The 25107-nt window shown below is 47.9% G+C and carries 23 protein-coding genes; 16 read left to right on the top strand and 7 right to left on the bottom strand.

Features of this window, described 5'->3' with window-relative positions:
* Nucleotides 1–269 precede the first annotated feature (269 nt).
* Complete coding sequence (locus ACFI32_RS07005) at nucleotides 270–509, top strand: DUF2789 family protein (RefSeq protein WP_462625789.1); 240 nt, start codon at nucleotides 270–272, stop codon at nucleotides 507–509.
* A gap of 167 nt (nucleotides 510–676) precedes the next feature.
* On the opposite strand, the gene ribF is transcribed toward ACFI32_RS07005, so the two are convergent.
* Nucleotides 677–1726, bottom strand: a complete 1050-nt coding sequence (gene ribF, locus ACFI32_RS07000) for a riboflavin biosynthesis protein RibF (protein WP_462625788.1) — start codon at nucleotides 1724–1726, stop codon at nucleotides 677–679.
* Between the two features lie 142 nt (nucleotides 1727–1868).
* Here ribF and ACFI32_RS06995 point away from each other — a divergent pair, with 142 nt between their 5' ends.
* On the top strand, nucleotides 1869–2453 hold the full coding sequence (locus ACFI32_RS06995) for an N-acetyltransferase family protein (RefSeq protein ID WP_462625787.1): 585 nt from the start codon (nucleotides 1869–1871) through the stop codon (nucleotides 2451–2453).
* Nucleotides 2454–2462: 9 nt separating this feature from the next.
* Here the strand turns inward: ACFI32_RS06995 and ACFI32_RS06990 are convergent, their stop codons facing one another.
* The 3 genes from ACFI32_RS06990 to ampD form a co-directional block, all read right to left on the bottom strand.
* On the bottom strand, nucleotides 2463–3119 hold the full coding sequence (locus ACFI32_RS06990; protein WP_462625786.1) for a nuclear transport factor 2 family protein: 657 nt from the start codon (nucleotides 3117–3119) through the stop codon (nucleotides 2463–2465).
* Between the two features lie 139 nt (nucleotides 3120–3258).
* Nucleotides 3259–4809 (bottom strand): murein biosynthesis integral membrane protein MurJ, encoded by a 1551-nt coding sequence (gene murJ / locus ACFI32_RS06985; RefSeq protein WP_462625785.1) that lies wholly within the window; start codon nucleotides 4807–4809, stop codon nucleotides 3259–3261.
* A 183-nt stretch (nucleotides 4810–4992) separates the two neighbouring features.
* Nucleotides 4993–5640, bottom strand: coding sequence for a 1,6-anhydro-N-acetylmuramyl-L-alanine amidase AmpD (ampD, locus tag ACFI32_RS06980; RefSeq protein ID WP_462625784.1), 648 nt, complete (start codon nucleotides 5638–5640; stop codon nucleotides 4993–4995).
* Between the two features lie 290 nt (nucleotides 5641–5930).
* On the opposite strand from ampD, the gene ACFI32_RS06975 reads away from it, so the two are divergent.
* The 12 genes from ACFI32_RS06975 (at nucleotide 5931) to lpxC (ending at nucleotide 20985) form a co-directional block, all read left to right on the top strand.
* A complete protein-coding gene (locus ACFI32_RS06975) occupies nucleotides 5931–8009 on the top strand; it encodes an Lnb N-terminal periplasmic domain-containing protein (protein WP_462625783.1) in 2079 nt (692 codons plus the stop codon).
* A 32-nt stretch (nucleotides 8010–8041) separates the two neighbouring features.
* The gene (locus ACFI32_RS06970; protein ID WP_462625782.1) at nucleotides 8042–8920 is read left to right on the top strand and encodes an SDR family oxidoreductase; all 879 of its coding nucleotides are present in this window, start codon (nucleotides 8042–8044) and stop codon (nucleotides 8918–8920) included.
* 56 nt (nucleotides 8921–8976) lie between these two features.
* Nucleotides 8977–10005 (top strand): hypothetical protein, encoded by a 1029-nt coding sequence (locus ACFI32_RS06965; protein WP_462625781.1) that lies wholly within the window; start codon nucleotides 8977–8979, stop codon nucleotides 10003–10005.
* 62 nt (nucleotides 10006–10067) lie between these two features.
* Nucleotides 10068–10751 carry an orotate phosphoribosyltransferase gene (gene pyrE / locus ACFI32_RS06960; RefSeq protein ID WP_462625780.1) on the top strand — a complete coding sequence of 228 codons (684 nt, stop codon included), beginning with the start codon at nucleotides 10068–10070 and terminating at the stop codon, nucleotides 10749–10751.
* A 66-nt stretch (nucleotides 10752–10817) separates the two neighbouring features.
* A complete protein-coding gene (gene gshB, locus ACFI32_RS06955; RefSeq protein WP_462625779.1) occupies nucleotides 10818–11783 on the top strand; it encodes a glutathione synthase in 966 nt (321 codons plus the stop codon).
* A gap of 261 nt (nucleotides 11784–12044) precedes the next feature.
* Nucleotides 12045–13142: an undecaprenyldiphospho-muramoylpentapeptide beta-N-acetylglucosaminyltransferase gene (murG, locus tag ACFI32_RS06950; protein ID WP_462625778.1), complete on the top strand. Its 1098-nt coding sequence runs from the start codon at nucleotides 12045–12047 to the stop codon at nucleotides 13140–13142.
* Nucleotides 13143–13261: 119 nt separating this feature from the next.
* Nucleotides 13262–14737 (top strand): UDP-N-acetylmuramate--L-alanine ligase, encoded by a 1476-nt coding sequence (gene murC, locus ACFI32_RS06945; protein ID WP_462625777.1) that lies wholly within the window; start codon nucleotides 13262–13264, stop codon nucleotides 14735–14737.
* Nucleotides 14738–14826: 89 nt separating this feature from the next.
* On the top strand, nucleotides 14827–15864 hold the full coding sequence (locus tag ACFI32_RS06940; protein WP_462625776.1) for a D-alanine--D-alanine ligase: 1038 nt from the start codon (nucleotides 14827–14829) through the stop codon (nucleotides 15862–15864).
* Between the two features lie 352 nt (nucleotides 15865–16216).
* Nucleotides 16217–16993 (top strand): cell division protein FtsQ/DivIB, encoded by a 777-nt coding sequence (locus ACFI32_RS06935; RefSeq protein WP_462625775.1) that lies wholly within the window; start codon nucleotides 16217–16219, stop codon nucleotides 16991–16993.
* Nucleotides 16994–17181: 188 nt separating this feature from the next.
* On the top strand, nucleotides 17182–18474 hold the full coding sequence (gene ftsA / locus ACFI32_RS06930) for a cell division protein FtsA (RefSeq protein WP_462625774.1): 1293 nt from the start codon (nucleotides 17182–17184) through the stop codon (nucleotides 18472–18474).
* Nucleotides 18475–18611: 137 nt separating this feature from the next.
* Nucleotides 18612–19799: a cell division protein FtsZ gene (gene ftsZ, locus ACFI32_RS06925; RefSeq protein ID WP_462625773.1), complete on the top strand. Its 1188-nt coding sequence runs from the start codon at nucleotides 18612–18614 to the stop codon at nucleotides 19797–19799.
* 268 nt (nucleotides 19800–20067) lie between these two features.
* The gene (gene lpxC / locus ACFI32_RS06920) at nucleotides 20068–20985 is read left to right on the top strand and encodes a UDP-3-O-acyl-N-acetylglucosamine deacetylase (protein WP_462625772.1); all 918 of its coding nucleotides are present in this window, start codon (nucleotides 20068–20070) and stop codon (nucleotides 20983–20985) included.
* A 288-nt stretch (nucleotides 20986–21273) separates the two neighbouring features.
* On the opposite strand, the gene ACFI32_RS06915 is transcribed toward lpxC, so the two are convergent.
* On the bottom strand, nucleotides 21274–21789 hold the full coding sequence (locus tag ACFI32_RS06915; RefSeq protein WP_462625771.1) for a hypothetical protein: 516 nt from the start codon (nucleotides 21787–21789) through the stop codon (nucleotides 21274–21276).
* 241 nt (nucleotides 21790–22030) lie between these two features.
* On the opposite strand from ACFI32_RS06915, the gene ACFI32_RS06910 reads away from it, so the two are divergent.
* Nucleotides 22031–22756: a CHAP domain-containing protein gene (locus ACFI32_RS06910; RefSeq protein WP_462625770.1), complete on the top strand. Its 726-nt coding sequence runs from the start codon at nucleotides 22031–22033 to the stop codon at nucleotides 22754–22756.
* A gap of 102 nt (nucleotides 22757–22858) precedes the next feature.
* On the opposite strand, the gene ACFI32_RS06905 is transcribed toward ACFI32_RS06910, so the two are convergent.
* Together ACFI32_RS06905 and ACFI32_RS06900 are read right to left on the bottom strand one after the other, a co-directional pair.
* Nucleotides 22859–23581, bottom strand: coding sequence for a DOMON domain-containing protein (locus ACFI32_RS06905; protein WP_462625769.1), 723 nt, complete (start codon nucleotides 23579–23581; stop codon nucleotides 22859–22861).
* A 144-nt stretch (nucleotides 23582–23725) separates the two neighbouring features.
* Nucleotides 23726–24034, bottom strand: coding sequence for a YhbY family RNA-binding protein (locus ACFI32_RS06900; protein WP_462625768.1), 309 nt, complete (start codon nucleotides 24032–24034; stop codon nucleotides 23726–23728).
* A gap of 430 nt (nucleotides 24035–24464) precedes the next feature.
* Here ACFI32_RS06900 and ACFI32_RS06895 point away from each other — a divergent pair, with 430 nt between their 5' ends.
* The gene (locus ACFI32_RS06895; protein WP_462625767.1) at nucleotides 24465–25097 is read left to right on the top strand and encodes an RlmE family RNA methyltransferase; all 633 of its coding nucleotides are present in this window, start codon (nucleotides 24465–24467) and stop codon (nucleotides 25095–25097) included.
* Nucleotides 25098–25107 lie beyond the last annotated feature (10 nt).

Raw genomic sequence — 25107 nt, 5'->3', positions numbered from 1 at the left:
TCAGAGGGCTTTTTTTTGGTTGCGGCTTTGACACAGTATTTTGCCATAGTGACCATGAGTAAACAGACGTTAACATAATTGGTAAGGTTGAATAACCGCTTTTACCCAGCGATACGCTACAATAAATGCCAGTTTTAAGCGATACAGATACTTTTATCGGTATTTAAGAACCGCGCTAACAAAGTGATATAGCGCATAACAAGCGCGGACGATAATAACAAACAACCAGCAGTAATGATTATTAAATCAATACGATCAAGGAGAAGACGATGTTAGGTGAACCTGATTACACAATGAATGATTTGTTTGCCCAGTTGGGGCTCGATAGCTCAGATGAAGCCATTGATGACTTTATAGCCAAAAACAAGCTGGCTGCGGATGAAAAACTGGTCGAGTCTGATGTTTGGGATGAAAAGCAGCGCATGTTCTTACAAGAAGAATGGCGAAAAGATGCCGCATGGGTTGAGTTGATTGATGAGCTGAACGTCCGTATGCACCCCAGTGCTTAATAGCATCTTACTTTGCAGACCTATTTAAGCGATAAAAAAGCCACAAGAGAACTTGTGGTTTTTTTGTGGCGTATGAACAATATTGAGATACTGAGACGTGTTCCTCATTCAAACGTTTATCACTATTTTTAAAATAGAAACACGCCCTAAAAATATCTGCCTTTCGCTTATGAAGAAAGCTGCTTTTCGCGCCAATCAAGCAAGACTTCCACGTCATTGGTAATTCCTGCTTTTAGCGCCGCAAAATTTTCATAATGACGTTCACCATGTAAAAAGTGCAAAAAGCGAACTTGTAATGTCTGATCGTATAGATCGGCTTGTAGCTGGGGGAAGTGCACTTCGAGTCGCCACGCTGAGCCTTTGTCAACAGAGGGGCGCGTGCCAATATTGGCTGTGCCAAACAAGCTGTTTGGGCGCAGTCCAGCCAGTCCTGTTTTGCCATCCACGGCTTTTTCTAACAGCCCATCAGGTATGATTTGACCCTGTTCATCCAAGCGCACCACATCCACGGCATAGATACCGTGCAAAGCAGGTTTTATTCGATCTAGTGCAATGTTGGCAGTTGGGAACGCCATGGTACGCCCAATCTGATCGCCGCGTACCACATCACCGGTAATGGCATAATCACGACTCAGTAGATGTTTAGCCGCATCAAGCTCACCTGCCAATAGACAGTCGCGCACCCGTGTAGAGCTGATCCGTTCGTCAGTGCCGCTATCGGTCACGGTGTCAAGATTGGTCACCTCTAGGCCATAGTTGCGCAAAAATTGACTGTCGCCTGTGCGGTCGTGACCAAAACGGAAGTCATCACCCAGCACCAATGCCTGTACATTCAGACACTGAGCCAGCATATCAGCAAACGCTTTGGCACTCAGGGCACGAAAGTCTGCATCAAAATTGGCCACGATTAAGGTTTCAACACCTTGTTCGGCCAAAAGCGCCTGCTTTTCAGCCAAGTTGGTTAAGCGGGCGGGAGCTTTGGCTGGCGCAAAAAACTCACGCGGCTGCGGCTCAAATATCATCACCGCCGAGCTGAGCTGCTTTGCCTCTGCCAGCGCGTGCATTTTTGCCAGCATGGCCTGATGACCCAGATGTACGCCGTCAAAATTGCCAATTGTTAATACACAAGGTGGCAGCACCACGCGCGCTGCACCGCTCGCGGGGTTTGCTACAGCATCTTTAGGGGTAATCAGTTGCTCAAGAAAATAAATATTCATAAATTTGCAGCTATGATAAGACCTTGTAAAAGCGAAAAAACAACAGTGTTTGTGGCGGTTTAGGCGCTCAAAGTCTGTCATTATAAAGTAAAATAGCGCCACTCACATCACTAACCATTGACCATCTATAATAAGGATAGCCATGTCTAATGATTTAAAAGCGCAAGTAGCCACACGGCTGACGGATGACTTTACCATAACACATGCCAGTCACGATGATCTGCCTGCGATTTTGGCGGTGTACAATCAAAGCATCGCTGGGAAGACCGCAACTGCGCAGCTGACGCCAGCGACCCCTGAAGAGCGCCGCGCGTGGTTCGATGAGCATCTCAACAGCCATGCGCGCCCCATTTATGTGGTCAGAACCCATCCAGACGAAAATGGCAGCACTGACATGGTCGCTTGGGGCAGTTTTAGTGACCTATACGCGCGTCCTGCTTATCATATCAGCACCGAAATCAGCATTTATTTGCACGATGATTATCAAGGCCGAGGGCTTGGCAGCGCACTGATTCGCTGGATGATCGCCGAAGCGCCAGCACTGGGTATTTGTAATGTGGTGGCGCTGATTTTTGCCCACAATCAACCAAGCCTTGCGCTGTTTAAAAAGTTTGGCTTTGCCCAATGGGGCTATATGCCGCACGTTTGTGACATGCAAGGCTTTATTGCCGATGTGGTGATGCTGGGCAAAGCGGTCTCACCCTCTGACCAAACGCAAGCCATATAGTCAGGGTTGTTAGCCTAAGATTTTCCAGCGGCCATCGATTTTTTGTAGTTGGTAAGTCAAGGGTTCGCGGGTATTTTGGCCTTTGAGCTTGATCTCACCGTCAATGGTGGCGCGGGTTTTGTCATCGTTGTAGGTGGTATCCATGAGGGTCACGCTTTCAACCGTTTGTTGAAAAGCGTCTTGGGTGTTGGCCAGCTCTTCTGCAAAGTTGGCCATATCCACTTGATAATAATTCGCTGCGTCTTTGGCACTACCATAATATAAGCTGTCTAGGGCTTTTTTGACGGTATCTTCTGGGCTACCTGTGGTGGTGCTGGGGTTGGTTAACAGGCTTTGCTGATCTTGGGTGCTGCTTGCTGGTGCTGTGCCGACAGGGTCAGCGCTGGCTGTATCGGTAGCTGCGGCGCTGGCAAAGGCAGCGTCATCGGTTTGATTGTCCATATCCATGCTGTCACTCATGGCCGTATCGGTTGTCTCTGCGCTCTCAGGGGCGGCGTCAGTTGGCGTTGCCACCGCTGCTGTGTCTGTTTGTACTTCTGCAGCTGGTTCGCTGGCAGCGGCTTCGGTACTCGCTTTATCGCTACAACCTATCAATAGCCCTGTGCCCAAAATAGACGTTGCGAGCAAGGTAGGCAGTCGTTGACCCATCAGGCGTTTTGCGTTCATATCAAACCTCAAGTTTACCAATGAATAAAACCAAAATATATGAATGGGTCATTATGACGGTTCACACGCCTGCTGACAGTGCAAAATTGCGCGCAGCGTGTGTTGGTTTGGTAAACAAAGCCAAACCAACCTTGCTGTTTTAGCCGTGTTTGAGTTGATGCGGTCTAAAGCCAGTGGCGATCAGCACAACGCCATAAACCAATGCACCACCAACACAAATCAGCAGTAGGGCAATCAGCCGTTGCCACTGCGCCGCGCCAGTAGGGAAGTAAGGCAGCATCAGGTACAGCGCAGCGACCATCGCACTGGTCGAAAGTACAAATTGTGCAAATATTTTTTTCCAGTGCGGGCCAAACTGGAAGATACCGCGCTTGTGCAAGAAGTAATACAACAAGCCTGCGTTAACAAAGGAGGCTCCTGTCGTTGCCAGCGCTAAGCCGCCATGTAAGGGCATGTCAAAAAAGTAAAAAATACCGATAAATAGTACACTAAAGAGCATATTGGCAAAGACAGAAATGATGCCAATCTTGACAGGGGTACGGGTATCTTGCCGCGCAAAAAAGGCGGGGGCAAAGATTTTGATCAGCATAAAGCCCAAAATACCGCCTGCCATACTGCGCAGCGCCAGCGCACTCATTTGCGCGTCACGTAGCGAAAACTCGCCGCGCAAAAACAGCGCTTCCATCAGGGTTTCTGAGAGGACAAACAACGCTGCAGCGGCAGGCAAGCCGATTAAAATAATCAGACGTGCTGCCCAGTCGATGGTCTTTTTAAACGTTACATCGTCTTTTTTGGCTTCACTGGCAGAAAGGCTGGGCAAAATCACCGTACCAATTGCCACACCAATCAGACCGAGTGGCAACTCACTCATACGCTCAGCCGCATATAGCCACGATACTGAGCCACCAATCATCAGTGATGCAAAGACAGTATTTAATAGCAAGTTAATCTGCGTGACTGATACCCCAAAGATCGCAGGTAGCATCAGCTTAAGAATACGTTTGACGCCTTCGTGCTGAAAATCAATTTTTGGGGCGACCAGCAGTTTTTGTTGCCATAGCTGAGGCAGCTGGAGAAATAACTGGAGCAACCCTGAAATGGCCACCGCATAACCAAGTGCCATGATTGGCGTGTCAAACATTGGCGAAAAAATCAGCGCCGCGCCAATCATACATAAGTTCATCAGCACAGGTGCAAAGGCAGGCGCAGCAAAACGGCCATAGCTTTGCAAAATACCGCTGGCAAACGCAGTCATCGAAATAAAGAGTAAGTAAGGGAAGGTGAGTCGCAGCAGCTCTGAGGTAGTGGCAAATTTTTCAGGTTGATCGGCAAAGCCTGGGGCAAATAAGGTCACCACCCACGGCGCAATCAAAATCACCACCACGGTCAGCATGGATAAAATCAGCAATAGCGCCCCTGAGGTGCGACTGATTAAAATTTGTACTTGTTGCAGGGTGTATTTTTCTTTGTATTCTGATAATACGGGGACAAACGCTTGGCTAAATGCGCCTTCGGCAAACAACCGCCGCAAAAAATTGGGGATCTTAAAAGCGACCAAAAAGGCATCCATCAAGCCGCCAGCACCAAACACACTTAACAACACCACATCACGTACCAGTCCCAAAATACGAGACAACATGGTCATACTACTGACCACCATGGTAGAACGAAACAATCGACTTTTTGCCATGAGAACCTATTGTGCTTAATTTGCTAACGTCAAAAAACTGACGGATTATAGCATCTTCAGCATAGGGATAAATGGATTGCTGATGAAAATGCCGCGCGCGTGCGCGTCATCACTTCGGCGATAGCGGTCTTAAACGGGCTAAGCCTCGCTATCGACATGATCATACGCCCTAGGTTATTTTTCTCAAGCGTTTATACTGTCTTTTGGTGTATCCTCAGCAGGCGTCTCGCCAGTTTGGTTGCGACTTGCCAGCAGCGCCCGCAGTCGTGACCATTCAAAATAGTCGCCAGGGTCGGTTTTTCGCTTGGGGGCAATATCACTATGGCCAGTGAGATGTCGCCGCGTTTTGGGATAGGCTTGATAAATGGCCGTGATAACCTGTGCCAGCACCTCATATTGCACCTCAGTGAAGGCAGTAAAATCAGAGCCTTCAAGCTCAATACCAATGCTATAATCATTACAGTCAGTGCGCCCAAGGTAGCTTGAGCGGCCTGCATGCCATGCGCGTGCGTCACAGTTGACAAACTGGGTGAGATGGCCATCGCGCTCAATCAGTAGATGTGCTGACACCTCAGCGCCTTTGATGGTCTGAAAATAGGGGTGAGCATCCCAGTCTAACTGATTGGTAAATAGCGCCTTGACATAATGCTGCCCAGTATCGTCACACGCGCCAAACTCATTGGGCGGTAGACTGATATTATGAATGACGATGGTATCGATACTCATGCCGTCAGGGCGTGTATTTTGATTTGGCGAACACAGCCATGTGGCGGCAGACAAGCGGCCATGAGTGATGGTCATCGGTGCGGCAGTGGGGGTAGGGCTTGGCATAGCGATCTCGGTGGTGGTGCGAAGTGGTGAAAAGTGGTCGTGTGGCAAGCGCAATAGGTGCGCGCCACGATTAAAGTAAACGCCGATTTTAGCGTAAATACGATTAAGGCGCAGCGCCGATAGCGGCAAATACGCCTATCGGCTACAAAAGTCCTTTAAAACCCGTGCAAAAATACCTTGGTATGCAAAATCCAATAGCGCAAGCAGTCAGCGATCTGCTATATATATAGCCCATCACCTTTATGATTCCAGAAATTAGCCCATTAACGCCCAAACGTGAGTGCTGCACCATGCCAACCACAAATGACCTTGTTACTGCTTTGCCAGCCAATCTTGCATCTGCTTACCGCTCGTGGGTTGTTGCTGGTGTGTCTATGATGCTGGCCACGTCACTACTGTCGCTATCCGCGCACGCCGTTTTGCCCACGCCGCTGTCGGTTGTCCAGACGGGCACACTGGCTGATACCGTGCCGACACCAGAGGCCCAGCGCATCGCTCTGAATCAACCTGCTGCTACATCCCAGCGACTGGCCACATGGCGCGCCGCTGCCACAGCAGCCAATCTGGCTGAGCAGACCACATGGCGACGACTGTTGTACTTTGTCGATAACAATAAAGGCATTCAAGACAAAAAAGCAGCATCGAGCTTGGTTGCTGATCCGCGCTTTTATCTGTCCGATAACGGTCAGCATGACGCGGCAGCGGAGCTTGATGCTTTATTGGTGGCCTTGGACCAAGAGATGAATAGTGGCGTGGCAGAGGCGTCATCTAAAAATGCAACCGATTCTGTGCTTTGCCGCTTTCCTGCGCGTGTGCACTGGGTTAGTCGCATGCTAAAGATAGATGATCCTGACTTACAAAACATACAAAGCGCATGTCCTGAGTTTGATGAGTGGATGACCATGTTGTCACCCAAGCAGTTGTCAGTGATGTTTGCTCAAGAGTATTTGGACAACCCGCAGTCGGCCTTTGCCCATACATTGCTAAGGATTGATTCGCAAACGGGCGCTGCCGATTTTGATAATATTCAAGACGCGCATGCCTTAAATGATACGGTCGACGGCAATCCTGATGATCCGTTTGTGCTGTATGCCGTCAAGTCAATGACAGGTGGCTATGACAATATCATCGAGATCGACCCCTATCCCAAAAAGTTGGCGCAATATCTAAAAGATGATGAGCGTGATGTGTGGACTTATGCGCTGGCGTTGACTGCTGCTGAAAGACAACAGATCATGCGCCATGTTTGGGAGACTAAAGATTTATCACTGCCGTATTATTTTACCACTGACAACTGTGCGTCTGAGATTTTGCGGCTGATTGATGTGGTGCGTCCGCAGCAGCAGTTGCTCAGCCAGCTGCCTTATGCGGTGATTCCTTCCGATGTGATTCAGCTGCTTGATCGAGAGCAACTGTTAGGCGCGCATCATTACACGCCGTCAGACGGCACTGTCAGACAAGCGCAGCGCAATCAAGCCGCTAAGCAAGATTTATCACCAGCATCTAATAGCAAGATTGACAGCACCTCAAGCGTTTCTGCTGGTGGTCAACGTCTGCTGGATTTGCCCATCAGTCCGTCAGATAACAACCCGTTAGATCGCCATCCACTACAAATGGCAAGCATCGGTGTCGGGCAGCGTGGTGAGCAGTGGTATACCGATCTTAAGGTGCGCGCAGGCTATCATGATTTGCTTGATCGTCCGTCAGGGTTTTCTCAGTTTTTTAACCTAGAAGGTGCGGCGGCGACCTTGCGACTGTATGACGCTGACCATGGGCAGGCGGGTGCAGCGTCTGATCGCGTGGTGTTACAGAACGCGACGTTGATTCGTGGCCGTTCTTTTAACCCAGTCAATACCGCCAAGAAGGGCAAAAGCTGGGGCACCAGCATTGAGGCCAAACAGGTCAATGATGGCTCTCAGCAAGGAGGTGAAGCGCATTTGGTCGGTAGCGCCAGCTACGAGACGGGCTGGTCGTGGGCATTTGGTACGCCGCATGTCTATCAGCAGCAGGCAAGCGAAGTAACGGGAGAGATGCCGCCGCAATTGTGTTACACCTTAGCCGCAGGTACAGCACAAGTGGGCAAGGGTATCAACAAAGGATTTCGCGTCGGGGCTGGGCTACATGCTGGCTGTGACTACCAGATTAACAATCAGTTACGCGTACAAGCCCAATTACAACTGCCATATTGGTATCATGGCAGCAGCAAAGATTCAGACGTGCGCGGCCACTATTGGCAGCCTGTCACCATGCTGGGGTTACAGTATGATGTTGACCGTCAGCAAGCGCTGCGTCTTGAGGCCAATTATGATTGGCAAGACCGCGTTGCTCAAAGCAGTGACGTGCAGGTGTCTTATCGACGCTATTTTTAATACCAGACAATACCAGAACAGAAGGAATCACGATGCGTACTTGGCAAGGCTTAATCATCGGGCAGGGCGATATTGGCTTACCCGTGACCAACACGCTGGCGGTGCAGGATAAAAAAATCACTGGGCTGGCACGCCAAAACCGCGCCCATTATGCACTTGATGCCAACGCCGATTTTATCCAAGCGGATGCGTTGACTGTGAGTGCTGAGCAGCTGAGCGATTTTACCCATATTGCCGTTATCGTGACTCCAGATGAATACTGCGCCAGTGGTTATGAGCGCAGCTATTTGCACATTTGCCAGCATTTGGCCTCGCTTGCGCCGCAGCTGAATGCGCTTGAGCGTGTGGTATTTATCTCCTCAACAGGTATTTATGGGGAGGATGCAGGCGAGTGGATAGATGTGCATACCACACCGAAAACGCCGTCACGGGCTGCCTCCAAAGTAATTTTGCAAGCAGAACAAGCCTTACAGCAAGGTTTTGGTGACAAAGCGGTCATCATTCGCCCAAGCGGTATTTATGGCCGCGAGCGCTTGATGCGGCTGCGTCATGCCAAAGAGACGGACAAAGCGCCCATGCCGCAAACGCACTGGAGCAATCGCATTATGGATCGCGATCTGGTGACCATTGTCAGCCGTGTATTGACGAGCGACAACCCTGAGCCACTATACATCGCCACCGATTATCGACCTGTGACCACGCTGACCCTGAGCACATGGTTGAGTCAGCAGTTGGGTACGCCTGTCCCTACGGCGGACAGCACGCAGACGGCGGTAACGGGCAAACGACTGCACAGCAATATTCCGCTGACGTGGCTTGCTTATCCTGATTGGCAAACGGGATATGCTGATATTCTGCAACAGCAACAGCAACAGCAACAGCAACAGCAACAGCAACAGCAACAGCAATAAAGCCAAATACCCTTTATCATCATGATTGAATTGATCTTACCGCTCACGGAGCCACTATGACCCAGCCCCTTACTTCTGATGATGGTTTGCCCGTGTCCAAAGAGGCAGTCGGACAGGACAAGCCAACAGAAGCGCAGGCTGAGTCAAGTGGTCAGCCTGCCATCGTGCACCCCAACTTTGACCCTAAACAAACGCCGCTTGATCCGGCGCGCTCGCTACAAGACATTCCTGAGCCTGCGCGGCGGATGAACCGTCAGCTGCGCCGCTTGTATGGTCAAAATGCTGTCTACCAGCCCAGCCGCCGTAACTTATCCAAATGGCAACTGATGGCATCTGAGCCTTTTGCCGAGCATTTGGCATTACTACAAGCGGCCAAGCTGATTGAGCTGCCTGACAGCTTTTATTACAACCACAGCAGCCAGCCGTTATTGTCCTCGCTTGAGCCGCTTTTGCTGCTCGATATGGCCGATATTCAAAGTGCGCTGCGAGATTATCCCGCGCTGACGCGCTATGGCTTTGTGACTGAGTCTAAACAACCTGAGTCTGACCAAACCAGGCTTGAGAAAGACAAGCTTGAAAAAGCCAAGTCCGACAACACTATGTCAGCCAAAGCAAATGATACGCAAAACAATATGAGCCTACGCGCCGTCACCAAGCGCTATGACCCTGATGAGCTGCTCAGCAGTGCTTATGCTGATGATTGGCAGGTTATTTTGCAGCCACAGGATTTTGATAGCGGTTTGGGTAGCTTAAGTACCGATATCATGGCGTGTAGCGTCGCGGTACAGGCACTTAAGCAGTGCGACACGCGTCAGAGCATCAATACCAGCTATTGTGCTACCGACATCTGCCAGCATGTGCGCAGCTATTTGCTCAGTCAGATTACGGTCTCACCCGCCCGCCGCGACCATTATCGTCAGATTCGCTTATTCGCAGGTCACATCATCGTCGCTGCCCACTATTTGGGCTGGGATATACAGGTGCGTGCCGATGGCGAGTGTTGTTTTAACCTCTCGTCACGCTGCGGGTTGCTGACGCGCTACGCCAATATGCAGGACTACCACATCAATGGTTGGTCAAGCTGAGCAATAATGCGTACAATAATGCCAATTTTTTGCTGATACATATTTGACCATAAGGACGCTTCATGCATACTGACTCATTTTCATCGCACCGTTTTATCCAGCTGGCTTTAGACAATGGCGTGTTAAAGTTTGGCGAGTTTATCCTCAAGTCTGGCCGCATCAGTCCTTACTTTTTTAATGCAGGCCTATTGGCTACTGGGGAGATGCTCTCGCTATTGGCACGCGGCTATGCACAAGCGCTTGCGGATCAAATCCAAAGCGATGACCGTACCAGCAACGATGAACTGGTCATTTTTGGTGCCGCGTATAAAGGCATCCCCTTTGTGGCAGCGACCGCGCAGGCATTATGGCTACATCATGGTATCAATGCCAAATGGGGTTATAACCGCAAAGAAGCCAAGACTCACGGCGAAGGTGGCAACTTGGTCGGCACAGACGTGAGCGGCAAATCAGTCTGGATTTTAGATGATGTCATCACCGCAGGTACCGCTATGCGCGAAGTGGTCGATATCCTAAATGCTGCTGGCGCGAGTGTGGCAGGTATTATCGTCGCCCTAGATCGTAAAGAAAAAGGCTTGGCTGAGCATTCTGCCATTCAAGAGCTTGCAGCAACCTTAGAGGTGCCTGTCCGTGCGCTTGTTGACATGGACGATCTGATTGGCTATTTGGCCAATACCAGCAGCGCGCATCAAGACGCTACCCAACTTGCAAAAATGCAGCATTACCGCGAACAATACGGCGTATAATTTTTAATTTTTCGCCTTTGGTCGCCATTTTTATCCTTTTATGATTACTATTAAGTGAGCGCTCTCATGACCCCAGCGAATACCAAGCAGTCGTTGCACATACTTGTCATTATGGACCCTATCGAGCGGGTGAATTATCAAAAAGACACCACGCTTGCGATGATGTGGGCGGCGCAAGATCGCGGCCATCAGCTTGGCTATTGTCAAATTCATGACTTGTGGCTCGATCAAGGGCAACTGCGCGTTGACGCACAAGCGGTCAGCGTGCAGCGTGATCCTGATCACTTTTATACGTTAAGTGATAAAAAGACGGCACCCATCTCAGATTATGATGTGATTTTGATGCGTAAAGACCCGCCGTTTGATATGCGTTTTATTTATGCAACCTATATGCTCGACCATGCCAAAGCTGCGGGCGTACTGGTGGTTAATGATCCAAAAGCGATTCGTGATTGCAACGAAAAGCTGCTTGCTACGTGGTTTAGTGAATACATGAGCCCCACCATTGTGACCAGCAAGCAAGCACATATTCGCCAGTTTATCAGTGACTACCAAGACGTGATCGTCAAGCCGTTAGATGGCATGGGTGGCACTGGTATTTTTCGATTGACCGAAGACAGCCCCAACATTGGTGCCACGCTCGAAATGCTCACTGAGCTTGAGACCCTACCGATTATGGCGCAGCGCTACTTGCCAGAGATTGCAGACGGTGATAAGCGCGTATTGATCGTTGATGGTGAGGTGGTCGATTACTGCTTGGCACGTATTCCAAGTAAAGGCGAGACGCGTGGCAATCTGGCCGCAGGCGGTCGCGGTGTGGCCATGCCCATCACCGATGCTGAGCGTAAAGTGGCCGAAGCTGTCGCACCGATTGTCAAAGAAAAAGGCCTTTTGTTTGTGGGGCTTGATTTGATCGGCGCGCGCATTACGGAAATCAACGTGACCAGTCCAACGTGCGTCCGCGAGATCGACAAACAGTGCGGTACCGACATTGCCACACAATTGATGGTGGCGATAGAAGCACGCTGCTGATAATCGCAGATATTGATGCCCGTATTGCCTGCGCTGCGTGATGATGATCACCATTTTTATGGTAAGTGTTCGGCATAAACAAGGGCGAAATCAGAAAAATTACGGTTGTTATTTTGCCCAAAAAATGAGTAACAAAACACGGTGTATGTGCGCATGGTTTGCTCTATACTATGCCAAATTTTGCGCCCACAGCGCCGTGTTTGGCACAAGCAAACCAGCCACTACCTCCCATAGATTTAGACAATAAAAAGGCAAGCGTTGATGAAGACACCGCACATATTAATGATGGCTGCTGGTACAGGTGGGCATGTGTTTCCAGCTTTGGCAGTCGCAGAAGTATTGACGCAGCGCGGCGCGGTCATTCATTGGCTGGGCACGCCCAATGGGATGGAAAACGACTTGGTCAAGCCTGTTGGCTACGCGTTTCATCCCATTGCCATGCAAGGCTTACGCGGTAAAGGCATGGGACGCATGCTTAAGCTGCCAGTCACGCTGTTGTCGGCGACCATGGCCGCCATTAAAGTGATTCGTAGCAACAATATCGACATGGTGGTCGGCTTTGGTGGTTATGTTTCCGCGCCGGGTGGTCTTGCCGCACGGATGACGGGCACGCCGCTGATGATTCATGAGCAAAATGCTATTGCGGGTATGAGTAATCGCTATTTGGCCAAAATTGCTACTAGGGTCATGCAGGCATTTGAAAATACCTTTGCCAACAGCCAGTTAGATCACAAGTTGGAAACCGTTGGAAACCCAGTACGCAATACCATCACGGGTGTCAGTGCACCAGAGACGCGCTATGATCTTAATGATACTTCACCGCTGAGATTGTTGGTGGTGGGCGGCTCACTGGGCGCGCAAGTGCTCAATGAAACTGTGCCAAAAGCGCTGGCATTATTGGATCGCCCCTTTGACGTTCGTCATCAATGCGGACGCAATAACGAGCCAGCCACGCGGTCTGCTTATGAGCATGAAGCGCTGGACAATCATCAGTTTACCGTACAGCCCTTTATCGATGATATGGCTGCCGCTTACAACTGGGCTGATATTATCGTTTGCCGTGCTGGGGCGCTGACCGTAACTGAGATCCAAAATGTCGGTATCGCTGCGATTTTTGTGCCGCTACCGCATGCGGTTGACGATCACCAAACGGCAAACGCGCGTACCCTAACCGCGCATGATGCCGCGATTTTACTGCCACAGCGCGACATGACGGCGCAGCGACTCAGTCAAGAGCTTGCGTCGCTTGATCGCCAGCGCTGTCTGGACATGGCTAAAAAAGGCCATGCTTTAGCCCATCGCGGTGCCAGTCAGCAAGTTGCTGATCTTATTGAAAAGACGCTCGCGTCTAAAGCTTAATATAGCCAGTATTAAAAAAACCAATTATCATGACCGACTATCGGTTTTTTTGACCTTTGGTTTTGCTAGCGCTATTTCACATTGTCTGATTTTACTCCCCTTATTATAGAGAAACCGTTATGTCTCCCACAGAATTTGCCAACCAGCCAGCTACCACGCCAGCCAGTAAAACGTTGCCAAAACGCTTGATCGAAATTCCTGAAATGCGCCGTATTCAGCATCTACATTTTGTTGGCATTGGTGGCTCTGGTATGTGCGGTATCGCTGAGGTGATGTGCAATCAAGGCTATCACGTGAGCGGCTCAGACATTAACGAAAGCCCAGTTACCCAGCGTCTACAGAGTATTGGTATCGAAATATTCATCGGCCATGACTCAAAAAATATCGCCAACGCAGATGTGCTGGTGGTGTCTTCCGCCATTGACCGCAGTAACCCTGAAGTGATGGCCGCGCTCAAAGCCCGCTTGCCTGTGGTGCGCCGCGCAGACATGCTTGGTGAGCTGATGCGTTATCGTCACGGTATCGCCGTTGCGGGCGCGCATGGCAAAACCACCACTACCAGCTTGCTGACTACCATGCTTGCTGAAGGGGAGCTGGATCCAACTTATGTCATCGGTGGTAAGCTCAATGCGTCAGGTAAAAATGCCGCGCTTGGTAGTAGCCGCTTTTTGGTTGCTGAAGCGGACGAATCGGATGCGTCATTTTTGTCCTTGCATCCGATGGCGGCGATCGTGACCAATATCGATCAAGATCATATGGAAACCTATGAAAACAGCTTCGATAAACTAAAAGCAGCCTATATTCAGTTTTTGCAAAACATGCCGTTTTATGGTTTGGCAGTTGTTTGCGGTGATGACCCTGAACTGTACGCGATGATTGATGACATCTCACGTCCCGTGTTGACCTTTGGTCTTGAGCCTTATAATGATGTCCAAGCCATTGATGTGGTGAGTGAGGGCACCAAGACGCATTTTACCGTGTTGCGCCGTGACCGTGAGCCGTTACGCCTGACCTTAAACATTCCTGGTATTCATAACGTGTATAACGCCTTAGCCGCCATCACCATGGCCACCGATGAAGGCGTAGACGATGAGGCCATCAAGCGGGCACTACAAAAATTTGCAGGTGTTGGCCGCCGCTTTGAGCAACATGCTTCAGTCGCCCTTGATGATGGCAACGTATTACTAATCGATGATTATGGCCATCATCCAAAAGAAGTGGATGCCACCATCAAAGCGGCGCGCCAAAGTTTCCCTGACCGCCGTTTGGTCATGTTGTTCCAGCCGCACCGTTACAGCCGTACGCGTGATTGTTTTGATGATTTTGTTGAAGTGCTGTCGACGGTTGACGAACTGCTGTTGCTCGATGTGTATTCTGCTGGAGAAAGCCCAATTATCGGCGCAGATACCAAGACACTGGCACGCAGTATCCGTCTGCGCGGTGCTGTTGAGCCGACGATTATTGACAAAGACCATATCGCGCCAGTCATGCAGCGCTTGTTAAAGGCCAACGACCTATTACTGACGCAAGGCGCGGGTAACGTGGGCCAGATTGCTATTGAATTGGCGGCCAATGAGTTATATCTTAACGCCTAGACTAATGTCAGATATGCCAATACGCTTTCATTGTAATTTATAGTCGCGCGCCGTTATTGGTGCCAGACCGCACGATAGGATTCATCATTATGATCGATCAAAGCTTAAAGACGTCCGCTGATAACCACAAGGGCAGCCAAAATACCGACTTTGCTACTGAGCCTTTAGAGGCCAAGAGTAGCAACGAGGCGATATCAAAAGACCCCAGTATTTTTGGTCGTGTGGCTGTGGTATATGGCGGCAGCAGCAATGAACGCAGCGTGTCACTCGACAGCGGCGCCGCGGTGTTACAAGCGCTACAAAACCAAGGCGTCGATGCTGTACATTTTGATCCCAAGTATCAAGACATCACCGAGCTGCGCGAGTATGACCGAGTCTTTAACGTCTTGCATGGCCGCGGCGGTGAAGATGGGGTACTACAAGGCGTACTACAGTGGATGGACATTCCGCAAACGGGTTCAGGCGTGATGGCCTCAGCGCTGGGTATGGATAAAGTACGTACCAAGCAGTTGTGGCAAGGCTGCGGTTTGTCTACCGCGCCGTTCTCACTGCTGACTGCGGATACCGACTGGCAACAAGTGGTCAATACTTTGGGTTTACCGATCATTATCAAGCCTGTTCATGAAGGCTCAAGCATTGGTATGACTAAGGTCAATCATTTAGATCAGCTGCCTGCGGCTTACGCCACTGCGGCTGATTGCGGTGACGCGGTCATGGCGGAGCGCTGGATCACAGGCCGCGAATTTACCATCGTGATTATCGACGATGAGGCCTATCCTGTGATTCGCTTAGAGCCAGCAGATATTACCAATTTTTATGATTTTGAAGCCAAATACAACCGTAATGACACCAGCTACTATATCCCTTGCGGCTTAAGTGACAGCGAAGAACAGCACTTACAAGCCTTAAGCTTAGCTGCTTTTCGCGCAGTCGATGCCAAAGGCTGGGGCCGCATTGATGCCATGCAAGATCACAATGGCAACTTTTGGTTGTTAGAGATCAATACCGTGCCTGGTATGACCAGTCATAGTCTGGTGCCGATGGCGGCCAAAGCGCATGGTATGGACTTTGATAGCCTATGCTGGCACATTTTATCGCAAACATTAGCGACGGATACTGCAGCATAATTGGTGGTTAACACTTTGCTTCATACCGTCAAGATGATGGCAATGGTCACTAGGTGCACAGGTAGGAAGCTATCTCATTGTGGTCATTGCCAATTTTAATGTAAACTTGTGTAACTTCATGCGCTGCAGCCAGTGTTGTGCTATTGTTTATAGGCAAAATGCGTTAATATTGCAAAGGACGCGTCTATCAATATTGACTTTACTGAATTTTTCGTGAAAATGTCAAAAACTCATGTAAAATCAATAGCCGTTGATTAAAAATCGACGGTCATTATCAATGGCGATAGCAGGTTTTAGGCAGCGGTGATCGCGGTTAGCAACATCAGATTTGGATATAGGAATACAAACAATCATGGCTCAAACTGTCAATGACGTAGCTGACGTGATGAGTAATAATGACCGCCGTCCAAAACGCAGTATGCCAATACCAACCTCTGCCAAATATCTCATTATGGCCGTCATGGGTGCGTTGCTGCTGCTGATATTATTTATGGGCGGCAAAGCCCTACGCGACGCCCCGCCTGCCAAGATTGAAATCAGTGCCGAAAACTTAAACAGTGCCCAATATCAAGTGCTCCAGCGCACGATGGATCAGCAAGCCGTGAGTAATTTTTTTACGACTGACTTGCAAGCCTTACGTGATATCGCTGTTGGTTTGCCTTGGGTTGATCAAGTCAGCGTCACCCGTGATTGGCAGCGCGGTATCGTATTGACGGCACTGCCTAAGCAAGCGGTGGCCAATTTTGGCACTGAGCGTTTGATTGATGCCAAAGGCTCGGTATATGTCCCCGCTGATAGTGCCGAGCTAAGCCGTAGCGACTATGCCACCTTACAAGGTGAGCAGTCAAAAGCGCCAGTCATCATGCAGCAAATGCAGCAAATTAATGACTGGTACGCACCGCTTGGTATGCGGGTAGTAGATATTATCCTGACCCCGCGTATGACATGGTTGGTACGTTTTGATAACGGTTTACGTGTGATTGTCGATAACGAAAATACCGCGCAGAAATTACTGAGCTTAAGTCAGTTATTGGGCAATCAGCTTAGCGAGCGCCGTGATGAGATGCAGTCGATTGATTTGCGCTATAAAAATGGGTTTACCATTGCTTGGGACATGAACCAGCCCTAGTACTGGATAGGATGTAACCGCGTGACATCGCGGCAGAGCAGTAACCACAACTCAAGCATGACGTTATATAAGACCAAGATAAAGCTGTCTCATAGATACCTTCTATCACGGTCATTATCACCAAGGCTTTTAATGATTTAATGGAGACATCATAAGATCTCCTGTTTAGCGATAATTTGTTTGTTACCATGAAAAATACTGAAAATCTGGTTGTTGTCCATTTAAGTGCCACGGCAGTTTATGTCGTGATTGGTAGCGTCGTGTCCGCAAAAGACATTCGCATCATGGGTGTTGGTCACGTCAAAAATAGTGACTTTTATCAAGGTCAAATCAAACATCGCGAACGACTACAAAGCGCCATTAAGCAAGCCATTCAAGAAGCAGAGGACATGGCCAATTGCCGTGTACACAGTGTGTGGCTGACGCTTGCAACCCCAGACTTGTTAAGTAAAAATAGCATTGGTCAGGTTGCTGTAGAAGACAAAGTGGTACACGCGCAAGATATGGTGCAAGCGTTAACCAATGCAAAAAGACAGGATCTGGCTTCCGATTATTATTTGATGCACTGCTGCCAGCAAGGTATCTATGTGGATGATCAAGACCATATGGTTGATGATGCCATAGAGATGATCGCAAGTGACATCACGGTCATGTATCATATGATGATGATGCCTGTATCCAATCGGCAAAATATTCAAAAGCTACTACAAAGCTGTGATGTCGCCGTCGATCATGTGGTATTTGATGCTGTAACCAGCGCAGAATACAGCTTAATGCTTGAAGAACGTCAGCAGGGTGTATGCTTGATAGATATTGGCGCAAGCACCACCAGTATCTGTGTGTACAAAGAAAACAAGTTGATTTTTACCCATTGTATCCCAAGCGGTAGCCATGAAGTAACCATGGATATTTCCGCTGATATTGGCATATCTATGGTTGAGGCCGAAAAACTTAAAAAACTACATGGTACCGTTGATGTCAGTAGCGTCGATCCCAGCTCGTTTTTTATGTTCAAGCCTCAAGGTGTGCCTGATGCCATCAATATCCATTTGTACAATCTAACGCAGATTATTGAAGCGCGTTATATTCACATTTTCACAGAAGTGATTCGTCAATTGCATGACGCTGAGCTGCTTGGTTTTATTGACCGTGGCATCGTTCTGACAGGTGGCGGTAGTGCGATTAAAGGCATGATACCTTTTGCTAAAAAGCTGTTAAAAATGCCTGTCGTGATGACCACTACGCACCCTTATATCAGTGCTTATGATCACATCAATAACAAAGAAACATCCAAGCACTTAAACATGCAGATTAATGATCGTGCTTATCAGACGGCATTTGGTACGTTACTGTATAGCCAAAGCGAGCAATTTCGCCATAGTGAACAAAGTGAGCCTGAAGCGATTGATAAAGACCGAGCACCAAGCCTATTTCGCAGTGTGCGTCAGGGTTTTGGTAATGCGCTCAAAAAGATACTATAATCAGTCGCTGTAACTCAGTCAGATAAGCTGCGCCCCTAATTTATTTGTACACATTTATAAAGTAAGTTAATAGCACGTCATGCGAATGCACCATCACTGCCGACCATCACGCTATTTGCAACTGGAGAATCCTTTTTATGTCTAAATATACCATGCCAGATGACAGTCAAGCTCAGAACAACGGCCAAGCAAACTTCACCGTTTTCGGTGTTGGTGGCGGCGGCGGCAATGCAGTCGAGCATATGGTACAGCAAGGTATCAAGGGCGTGACGTTTGTTTGCGCCAACACAGATAAACAAGCGCTTGATCGCTTGACTACCCCGCACAAACTGCAATTGGGTGCCAAGAGCAACCGTGGTCTTGGTGCTGGTGCAAACCCAGAGGTTGGCCGCGAAGCAGCAGAAAGTGAAGAAGAAGCGATCCGTGCGCTACTTGCCAATTCCGATATGGTCTTTATTACCGCAGGAATGGGCGGTGGTACGGGTACGGGCGCAGCACCTGTGATTGCGCGTATTGCAAAAGAGATGGAAGTACTGACAGTTGCGGTTGTAACCACACCCTTTAAATTTGAAGGTGGCAAGCGCGTTAAAGCCGCTCAAGCAGGTATCGAGCAGCTGGCAAACTTCGTAGACTCAATCATCACGATTCCAAATGATAAGCTGATGAGCGTGTATGGCAACATCTCTATGAAAGATGCGTTCAAAAAAGCAGATGATGTGTTGCTGCATGCAGTACAAGGTATTGCTGAGACCATTGCTAGCGAAGGTATTATCAACATTGACTTTAACGATATCCGTACCGCGATGACCGCCAAAGGTCATGCAATGATGGGTATTGGCCGTGCAAGTGGTGATGATCGCGCCCGTCAAGCGACTGAGAAAGCCATCAGATCACCGCTACTTGATGATCTTCGTCTTGAAAATGCCAAAGGTCTATTGGTTAACGTTATCTCTTCAGAGTCGCTATCTCTTGACGAATTCAGCAAAATCAGTGAAATTGTTGAAGACATTACGGATATCGATGATGCACATATCTTCTACGGTTCAGTGATTGATGAGCAAATGAATGACGACTTGCACGTGACGGTCATTGCCACGGGTTTAACGCTCAACGAAAATGTCGAACCTGAGCCAAAACCAGTACCATCAGCGAACAGTACCCAAACGGTTGATCCTAATGTGCATACCAGCGCCCTAAACAGCCAGAAACAGACAAAAACCCAATCTTATCAAGATACGGTAGTGCGTCCAGCAGCAGCACAAGAGCAGCCACAAACCAAAACTAATAGTATTCAAGATTACTTAAAACGTCAGCAAAACAAATAATTTTTCAGTTTTTAGCAAAAATGAACCAACGCGTCAGCGTTGGTTTTTTTTGTTTTTGTTCTCGTGAAAATATGGCAAGAGTAGGGTGCAGATGCTAGATATTTCCTAGGTTTGCAGGGATTTTTGTAGACAAAGATAAGCTGTATTTATCTATCGATAAGCAAATTTAATCAAAGAAATCAGAAAATTAGCATTTTTTGGCTATAGCGAACCAAGTGCTGCTAATGGTACACTAAGCCAATTGTAACAAATTATGTGAGAAGCAGCCATGAATCAACGCACTATCAATACAGCAATTGCTGTCACAGGTATCGGTTTGCATAGTGGTGAGCCTGTCGACTTAGCCTTTTATCCTCAGCCTACTGATACAGGCGTCGTGTTTGAACGCTCTGATATCATCGGTGCGGAACCTATCCCTGCCAGTGCTTTTTTGGTACAAGACACCATGATGTCCTCCAATTTAGTATTTGGTGGAACGCGTGTGGGTACGGTTGAGCATTTATTAAGTGCTGTCGCTGGCTTGGGTATTGATAACTTGTTGATCCGTGTTTCAGCAGCCGAAATTCCGATTATGGATGGCAGTGCTGCACCATTTGTGGCTTTGTTATTGGATGCGGGTATCTGCGAGCAGGACAGCCCTAAAAAATTTTTGAAAATCGTGAAACCTGTACGCGTTAAAGTAGATGATAAATGGGCAGAGTTACGTCCATATGACGGTTTTGAATTAAATTTTGAAATTGACTTCGATCATCCTGCTTTTGATAAAGACTTTCAACATGCTCAGCTGCAGTTTTCGACGCATAATTTTATCGAACAACTCAGCAGTGCGCGCACTTTTGGTTTTTTGCGTGACATTGAAATGTTGCGTCAAAATAATTTGGCTTTGGGTGGTAGTATGGACAATGCTATTGTCATTGATGATGCGCAAATCTTAAATGATGATGGTTTACGTTTTGCTGATGAATTTGTGCGCCATAAGATTCTTGATGCACTTGGCGATTTATATCTGATCGGCTATCCTTTATTGGGTCGTTTTAATGCTTATAAGTCAGGTCACGCATTAAACAATTTGCTGGTACGTGAAATTTTATCCGATCAAAGTTACTTTGAAATTGTAACATTTGATGACAATGTAAACTGCCCAGTTGAATATTTGCCTTTAGCTGGTATCGCTGTTGGAGGATGAATACATGAATATACAGGATGTATCGCAACATTTACGCAATATTACATAAGTCAGTGATAATTTGATTGCTAGCACCTAATAAAGACTGTTTAAAATTTAAACAGTACTCACCGAAGCCCAGATGGTGCCGTCGATCTGGCGACCTCAAAAAATACCCAAAAACTGCTCCTAAAACAGGAGATAGGTTTTTGGGTATTTTTTTGTTTGTCAAACCAATCGAAATGAAGCGCAAAATGTGCATTTTATATATTGAAATTTACATAACTTTACAAAGTAACTATAAGAACATTACTCACCAAGAAGACGCAAAAGTGCATTTTTGAGCTTTTTATCAGTGGTGACATGCTCAGCAGCCTGTGATATAGTCCGCTTTGTGTTTTGGCTAAGAGCCTGATTTTCATTGGCTTTGTAAGGCCTTGACAAGACATCTGGCGATACTGATGAGGCATCAGATGCCACATGTCCTACAGGATGTTGAGTGACGACCACGCGAATTTCTTTAAGTTGTTTAAATGTAAGCGATTGCTCAGTTAACACTCGAAGATACGCGTTCTGTAAGTAACGAATATGATTGGCCGCAGTCATCGAACACACACTAAGCGTTAATTGTGCTTGAGTCAGTCCCACTACCCAGCAACTTGCCAGTATTTCTTCTGGCAGACAATCGCCCAACAGGGTTTTGATTTCATGGGTAGCTTCGCTGTAACGACGAATATTGTCGGATAAGCTTCGAGGTAGGGCGCTACCAGCAAACGCTTGATGATCGATAAGTTGAGCGAGCCGATTAGGCTGTTTTTTTGACATCGTATTTACTCATTGATGGGATAATGCGGAATCAAAAATTCATATGGATAAGAGGCAAAGCAAACCATTTACGAGGTAATTGACGCACTTAGCAATGATGCTGATGTCAATCACTGTAGACCAAAAGGTTATGTGCTATAGAGATTTTACCATGATTGCTGAATGGTCATATCTTCTAAATTAATTGATGTCTTGCTACGGATGGCAGACAGTCTTGCATTAACAAATAGGTATCAATTTTATGAAACAAGCTTTATTAATTTTGTCAGTATTGGGAATGGGCATGGCACAGGCAAACGGTGCTATCGAAACGACCTTTCAGTCAAATAATACCTTGACTCATACCATCACAAATATCTCAGCAGCCACCAATTATGGCTCTGCTAAGAATATTTATAGTACCAATAGTGGTGCGCATGTCTTTAGCAACGACGAGATCAGTCAAGCTATCGACAACCTAAATGCACATGCTCAGCAAAAAGAGCAGCAGTTGGCCTCATTGACCAGCCGCTTGTCTTATGAAAAACAGCAGCAAGCCAGTACTGTACCAGATCGTTATTCAGCGCCTGCTATCGCGGCGGCCCGTGCCTCACGCGTTGCCCTATCAAGGAGCTCAGGTTACTGCGCACGCTACGTTCGTAAAGCGCTGCAATCAGCGGGCTATGAATTTACGCCAAACCCTTCGGCCTATCAATACGCCACTCGCGGCACGTTGGCCAATGCAGGCTTTAGCAAAATCAGTAATGATATGCCGCCACAAGTTGGTGATGTGGTCGTCTATGATCGCAGCTCAAAGCACCCGCATGGCCATATCCAAATATTTGATGGCAATGATTGGGTTTCTGACTTCCGTCAAAACAGCATCAGCCCTTACAGCGGTGTTTACAGCTACACCACTTGGCGCGACTCGCAATATGTCGATGATGCCTCAAGTCGCGGTATTTACTTAGCTATGGCAGAAAAATAACTTCTGCCAGTATACGCGCAGCCTTTGGCCGCTATAAGATAGGGTTTCTCCTAACTCAGTAATGCACCTTTATGCGTTACTGAGTTTTTTTTGCCTTATTTTTTAGCCATGAAAGCGTGACCAATGACAGCATTGATGAAAATCAGGTGGGGTGGCATGGTTGGGGGCAAAGTAAAGATCAACGTCACCAAACCACAAAATCACACAAGGATGTATCCAACCGATAGCATTCTGCGGTGTGCTGCCAAACACATCACTTGGCAATTGTGCCAGCGGCAAGCTAAATTGGCGGCAATAGTGTTGGCAGGGGACAAAAAGGTGCTCAGTTAAGTAATCTCTATTGAGAGGTTGAGCGGTTAACCGCGTAGGATATGTTAAAGGTTGGTCGGCCATCGTTTGATTCCAGCACAAATGAGCACGTTCTCTTTGATCGGTCGTCAGCAGCGGCGTAGGCGGCATCAGTGACGGTGTACGGTAAGCGGTGAATTGGTAGAGGGCGTATTGACCACAAGGGCTGGCATTGAGTTCGACATACTCAGTACCTTGGTTGGGCGCAATAAAGCACTCAAGACACGTCTGTTGCCACAGATAGTCTGTGAAGACAACGTGTTCAGCATGCCACTGTGGCCAGCATAAGCGCGCGGCCAGCTGAGCACTTGGCAGGATAATATCATAAGTCAATTGGAGTACGGGTTCGGGCTGTACGATGACAGTAGCCGTTACTGTGATGCTGATATGGCGTAGTAACGATGGTGCGACACCAAGTCTTAAGGCATCGGTTACAAGAGTGTGGTCGGGGGCATGAAGGCGGAAAGCGTGAGACATGAGTCGCTTTTATCAGAGTGGGGTAAAAAATAAAGCCACCAGAGGGGTGACCGTAGAAAGGCCGCCAGCAAGGTTGCGTGGCGGCCCGTTTGTTATAGGCAGATCAGTGCCTGCGCTGACCAACGGTCGCGCGCTTGGGCTCTATTAAGCGTGGCGCGATAGGTTTGAGAGTTTGGGGTTGGCATTTGGGTTCTCACGAAGCAGCAGTGCCATACGACCAATGGTATGAATCAATGCCGCATTGGCAGTCGTTGCCAGCTCTGTACTGACCACGTCGCGGTCATGCTTGCTACCTGCAGGCAGTTTGACTTTGATCAGTTCGTGATCCGACAATGCCCGATCGATCTCTTCAATGATCGCTGGGGTCACACCATTGTTGCCAATCATGACGATAGGCTTTAAATCGTGACCGATGCCTTTTAGGCGTTTAATTGTAGCGTTATCAAGTTCCATAAAATTCCTAGCGTTAGTAAAAATAAAAACAAGTCGTTATCGTTATCCGATGACCGACAGGATAACAAACATGGCAAATCTTAAAAAATCTCATTAAAAAATTTAATGAGCATCATAAGTAATCTGTGATCATCTTGCGTGAAATCGGCTGGATTTCGCACGATTTTACGCGATGAAAATGTTAAACTGCCTGTATATGCCTATTATAAACACAGCTGCCGCATAAAGCTGTTAAATCATTCACTTTACAGCGTATTTGTCTACATAAATGATGATTTTAATGACATTATTAATATTGTAATGACGTGGCAGTGGTATGAATATAAAAGCGTTTTAGAAATACCCACATTTTTGATATTCAAAAAATAAAGGTGTGCGCCCATGATTATTGGGAAGGGCGCGGATTTGACTGAGTAAGAGGAGCAAGATTTTGGCCACGCGTATTGAAAACAAAAAGCTGTCAAAGAGTAGTCGCGCTTGGATGAAAGAGCACATTGATGACTATTATGTACAGCAAGCCCAAAAAGAGGGCTACCGTGCGCGTGCGGCTTACAAACTGCTCGAAATTAATGACAAGACCAAGCTGATTCGTCCAGGAATGACCGTGGTTGATTTAGGCAGTGCGCCTGGCAGCTGGTCACAGGTGGCAGGCCGTCTGGTTGGCGATTATGGCACCTTAATTGCCTCAGATATTCTGCCTATGGATGCTTTAGAGAATGTTACCTTTATCCAAGGCGATTTTCGCGAAAATGATGTTTTCGAGGAAATCATGGGTGTGGTCGGTAACCGTCAAGTGGATGTGGTGTTGTCTGATATGGCACCCAATACGTCAGGTAACACCACGGTCGATCAGCCACGTATGATGTATTTGTGTGAGCTTGCGGTTGAGTTTGCCGAGGCAACCTTGCCAGAAGGTGGCGCGCTTATTATGAAAGTGTTTCAGGGTGAGGGATCGCAAGAGCTGCGCAAACAAATACAAGAAAAGTTTAGTAAGATTCGTAGTATCAAACCTGGTGCCTCGCGTCCGCGCTCCAAAGAGATGTTTTGGGTGGCTATCAAGTAAGGCTTTTGCT

The sequence above is a fragment of the Psychrobacter sp. PSi21 genome, from assembly GCF_054960615.1.
This window is presented reverse-complemented; position numbering and strand designations above follow the sequence as displayed.

Excerpts from the sequence above, each read along its gene's own strand:
- ACFI32_RS06975 (WP_462625783.1), top strand. The coding sequence starts at position 5,931 with ATGCCAACCACAAATGACCTTGTTACTGCTTTGCCAGCCAATCTTGCA.
- lpxC (WP_462625772.1), top strand. The coding sequence starts at position 20,068 with ATGAATCAACGCACTATCAATACAGCAATTGCTGTCACAGGTATCGGT.
- murJ (WP_462625785.1), bottom strand. The coding sequence starts at position 4,809 with ATGGCAAAAAGTCGATTGTTTCGTTCTACCATGGTGGTCAGTAGTATG.
- ACFI32_RS06965 (WP_462625781.1), top strand. The coding sequence starts at position 8,977 with ATGACCCAGCCCCTTACTTCTGATGATGGTTTGCCCGTGTCCAAAGAG.
- gshB (WP_462625779.1), top strand. The coding sequence starts at position 10,818 with ATGACCCCAGCGAATACCAAGCAGTCGTTGCACATACTTGTCATTATG.
- ACFI32_RS06995 (WP_462625787.1), top strand. The coding sequence starts at position 1,869 with ATGTCTAATGATTTAAAAGCGCAAGTAGCCACACGGCTGACGGATGAC.
- ACFI32_RS06940 (WP_462625776.1), top strand. The coding sequence starts at position 14,827 with ATGATCGATCAAAGCTTAAAGACGTCCGCTGATAACCACAAGGGCAGC.
- ACFI32_RS06915 (WP_462625771.1), bottom strand. The coding sequence starts at position 21,789 with ATGTCAAAAAAACAGCCTAATCGGCTCGCTCAACTTATCGATCATCAA.
- ACFI32_RS06935 (WP_462625775.1), top strand. The coding sequence starts at position 16,217 with ATGGCTCAAACTGTCAATGACGTAGCTGACGTGATGAGTAATAATGAC.
- ampD (WP_462625784.1), bottom strand. The coding sequence starts at position 5,640 with ATGCCAAGCCCTACCCCCACTGCCGCACCGATGACCATCACTCATGGC.
- pyrE (WP_462625780.1), top strand. The coding sequence starts at position 10,068 with ATGCATACTGACTCATTTTCATCGCACCGTTTTATCCAGCTGGCTTTA.
- ribF (WP_462625788.1), bottom strand. The coding sequence starts at position 1,726 with ATGAATATTTATTTTCTTGAGCAACTGATTACCCCTAAAGATGCTGTA.
- ACFI32_RS06910 (WP_462625770.1), top strand. The coding sequence starts at position 22,031 with ATGAAACAAGCTTTATTAATTTTGTCAGTATTGGGAATGGGCATGGCA.
- ACFI32_RS06970 (WP_462625782.1), top strand. The coding sequence starts at position 8,042 with ATGCGTACTTGGCAAGGCTTAATCATCGGGCAGGGCGATATTGGCTTA.
- murG (WP_462625778.1), top strand. The coding sequence starts at position 12,045 with ATGAAGACACCGCACATATTAATGATGGCTGCTGGTACAGGTGGGCAT.
- ACFI32_RS07005 (WP_462625789.1), top strand. The coding sequence starts at position 270 with ATGTTAGGTGAACCTGATTACACAATGAATGATTTGTTTGCCCAGTTG.
- ACFI32_RS06990 (WP_462625786.1), bottom strand. The coding sequence starts at position 3,119 with ATGAACGCAAAACGCCTGATGGGTCAACGACTGCCTACCTTGCTCGCA.
- ftsZ (WP_462625773.1), top strand. The coding sequence starts at position 18,612 with ATGTCTAAATATACCATGCCAGATGACAGTCAAGCTCAGAACAACGGC.
- ACFI32_RS06905 (WP_462625769.1), bottom strand. The coding sequence starts at position 23,581 with ATGTCTCACGCTTTCCGCCTTCATGCCCCCGACCACACTCTTGTAACC.
- ACFI32_RS06900 (WP_462625768.1), bottom strand. The coding sequence starts at position 24,034 with ATGGAACTTGATAACGCTACAATTAAACGCCTAAAAGGCATCGGTCAC.
- ftsA (WP_462625774.1), top strand. The coding sequence starts at position 17,182 with ATGAAAAATACTGAAAATCTGGTTGTTGTCCATTTAAGTGCCACGGCA.
- murC (WP_462625777.1), top strand. The coding sequence starts at position 13,262 with ATGTCTCCCACAGAATTTGCCAACCAGCCAGCTACCACGCCAGCCAGT.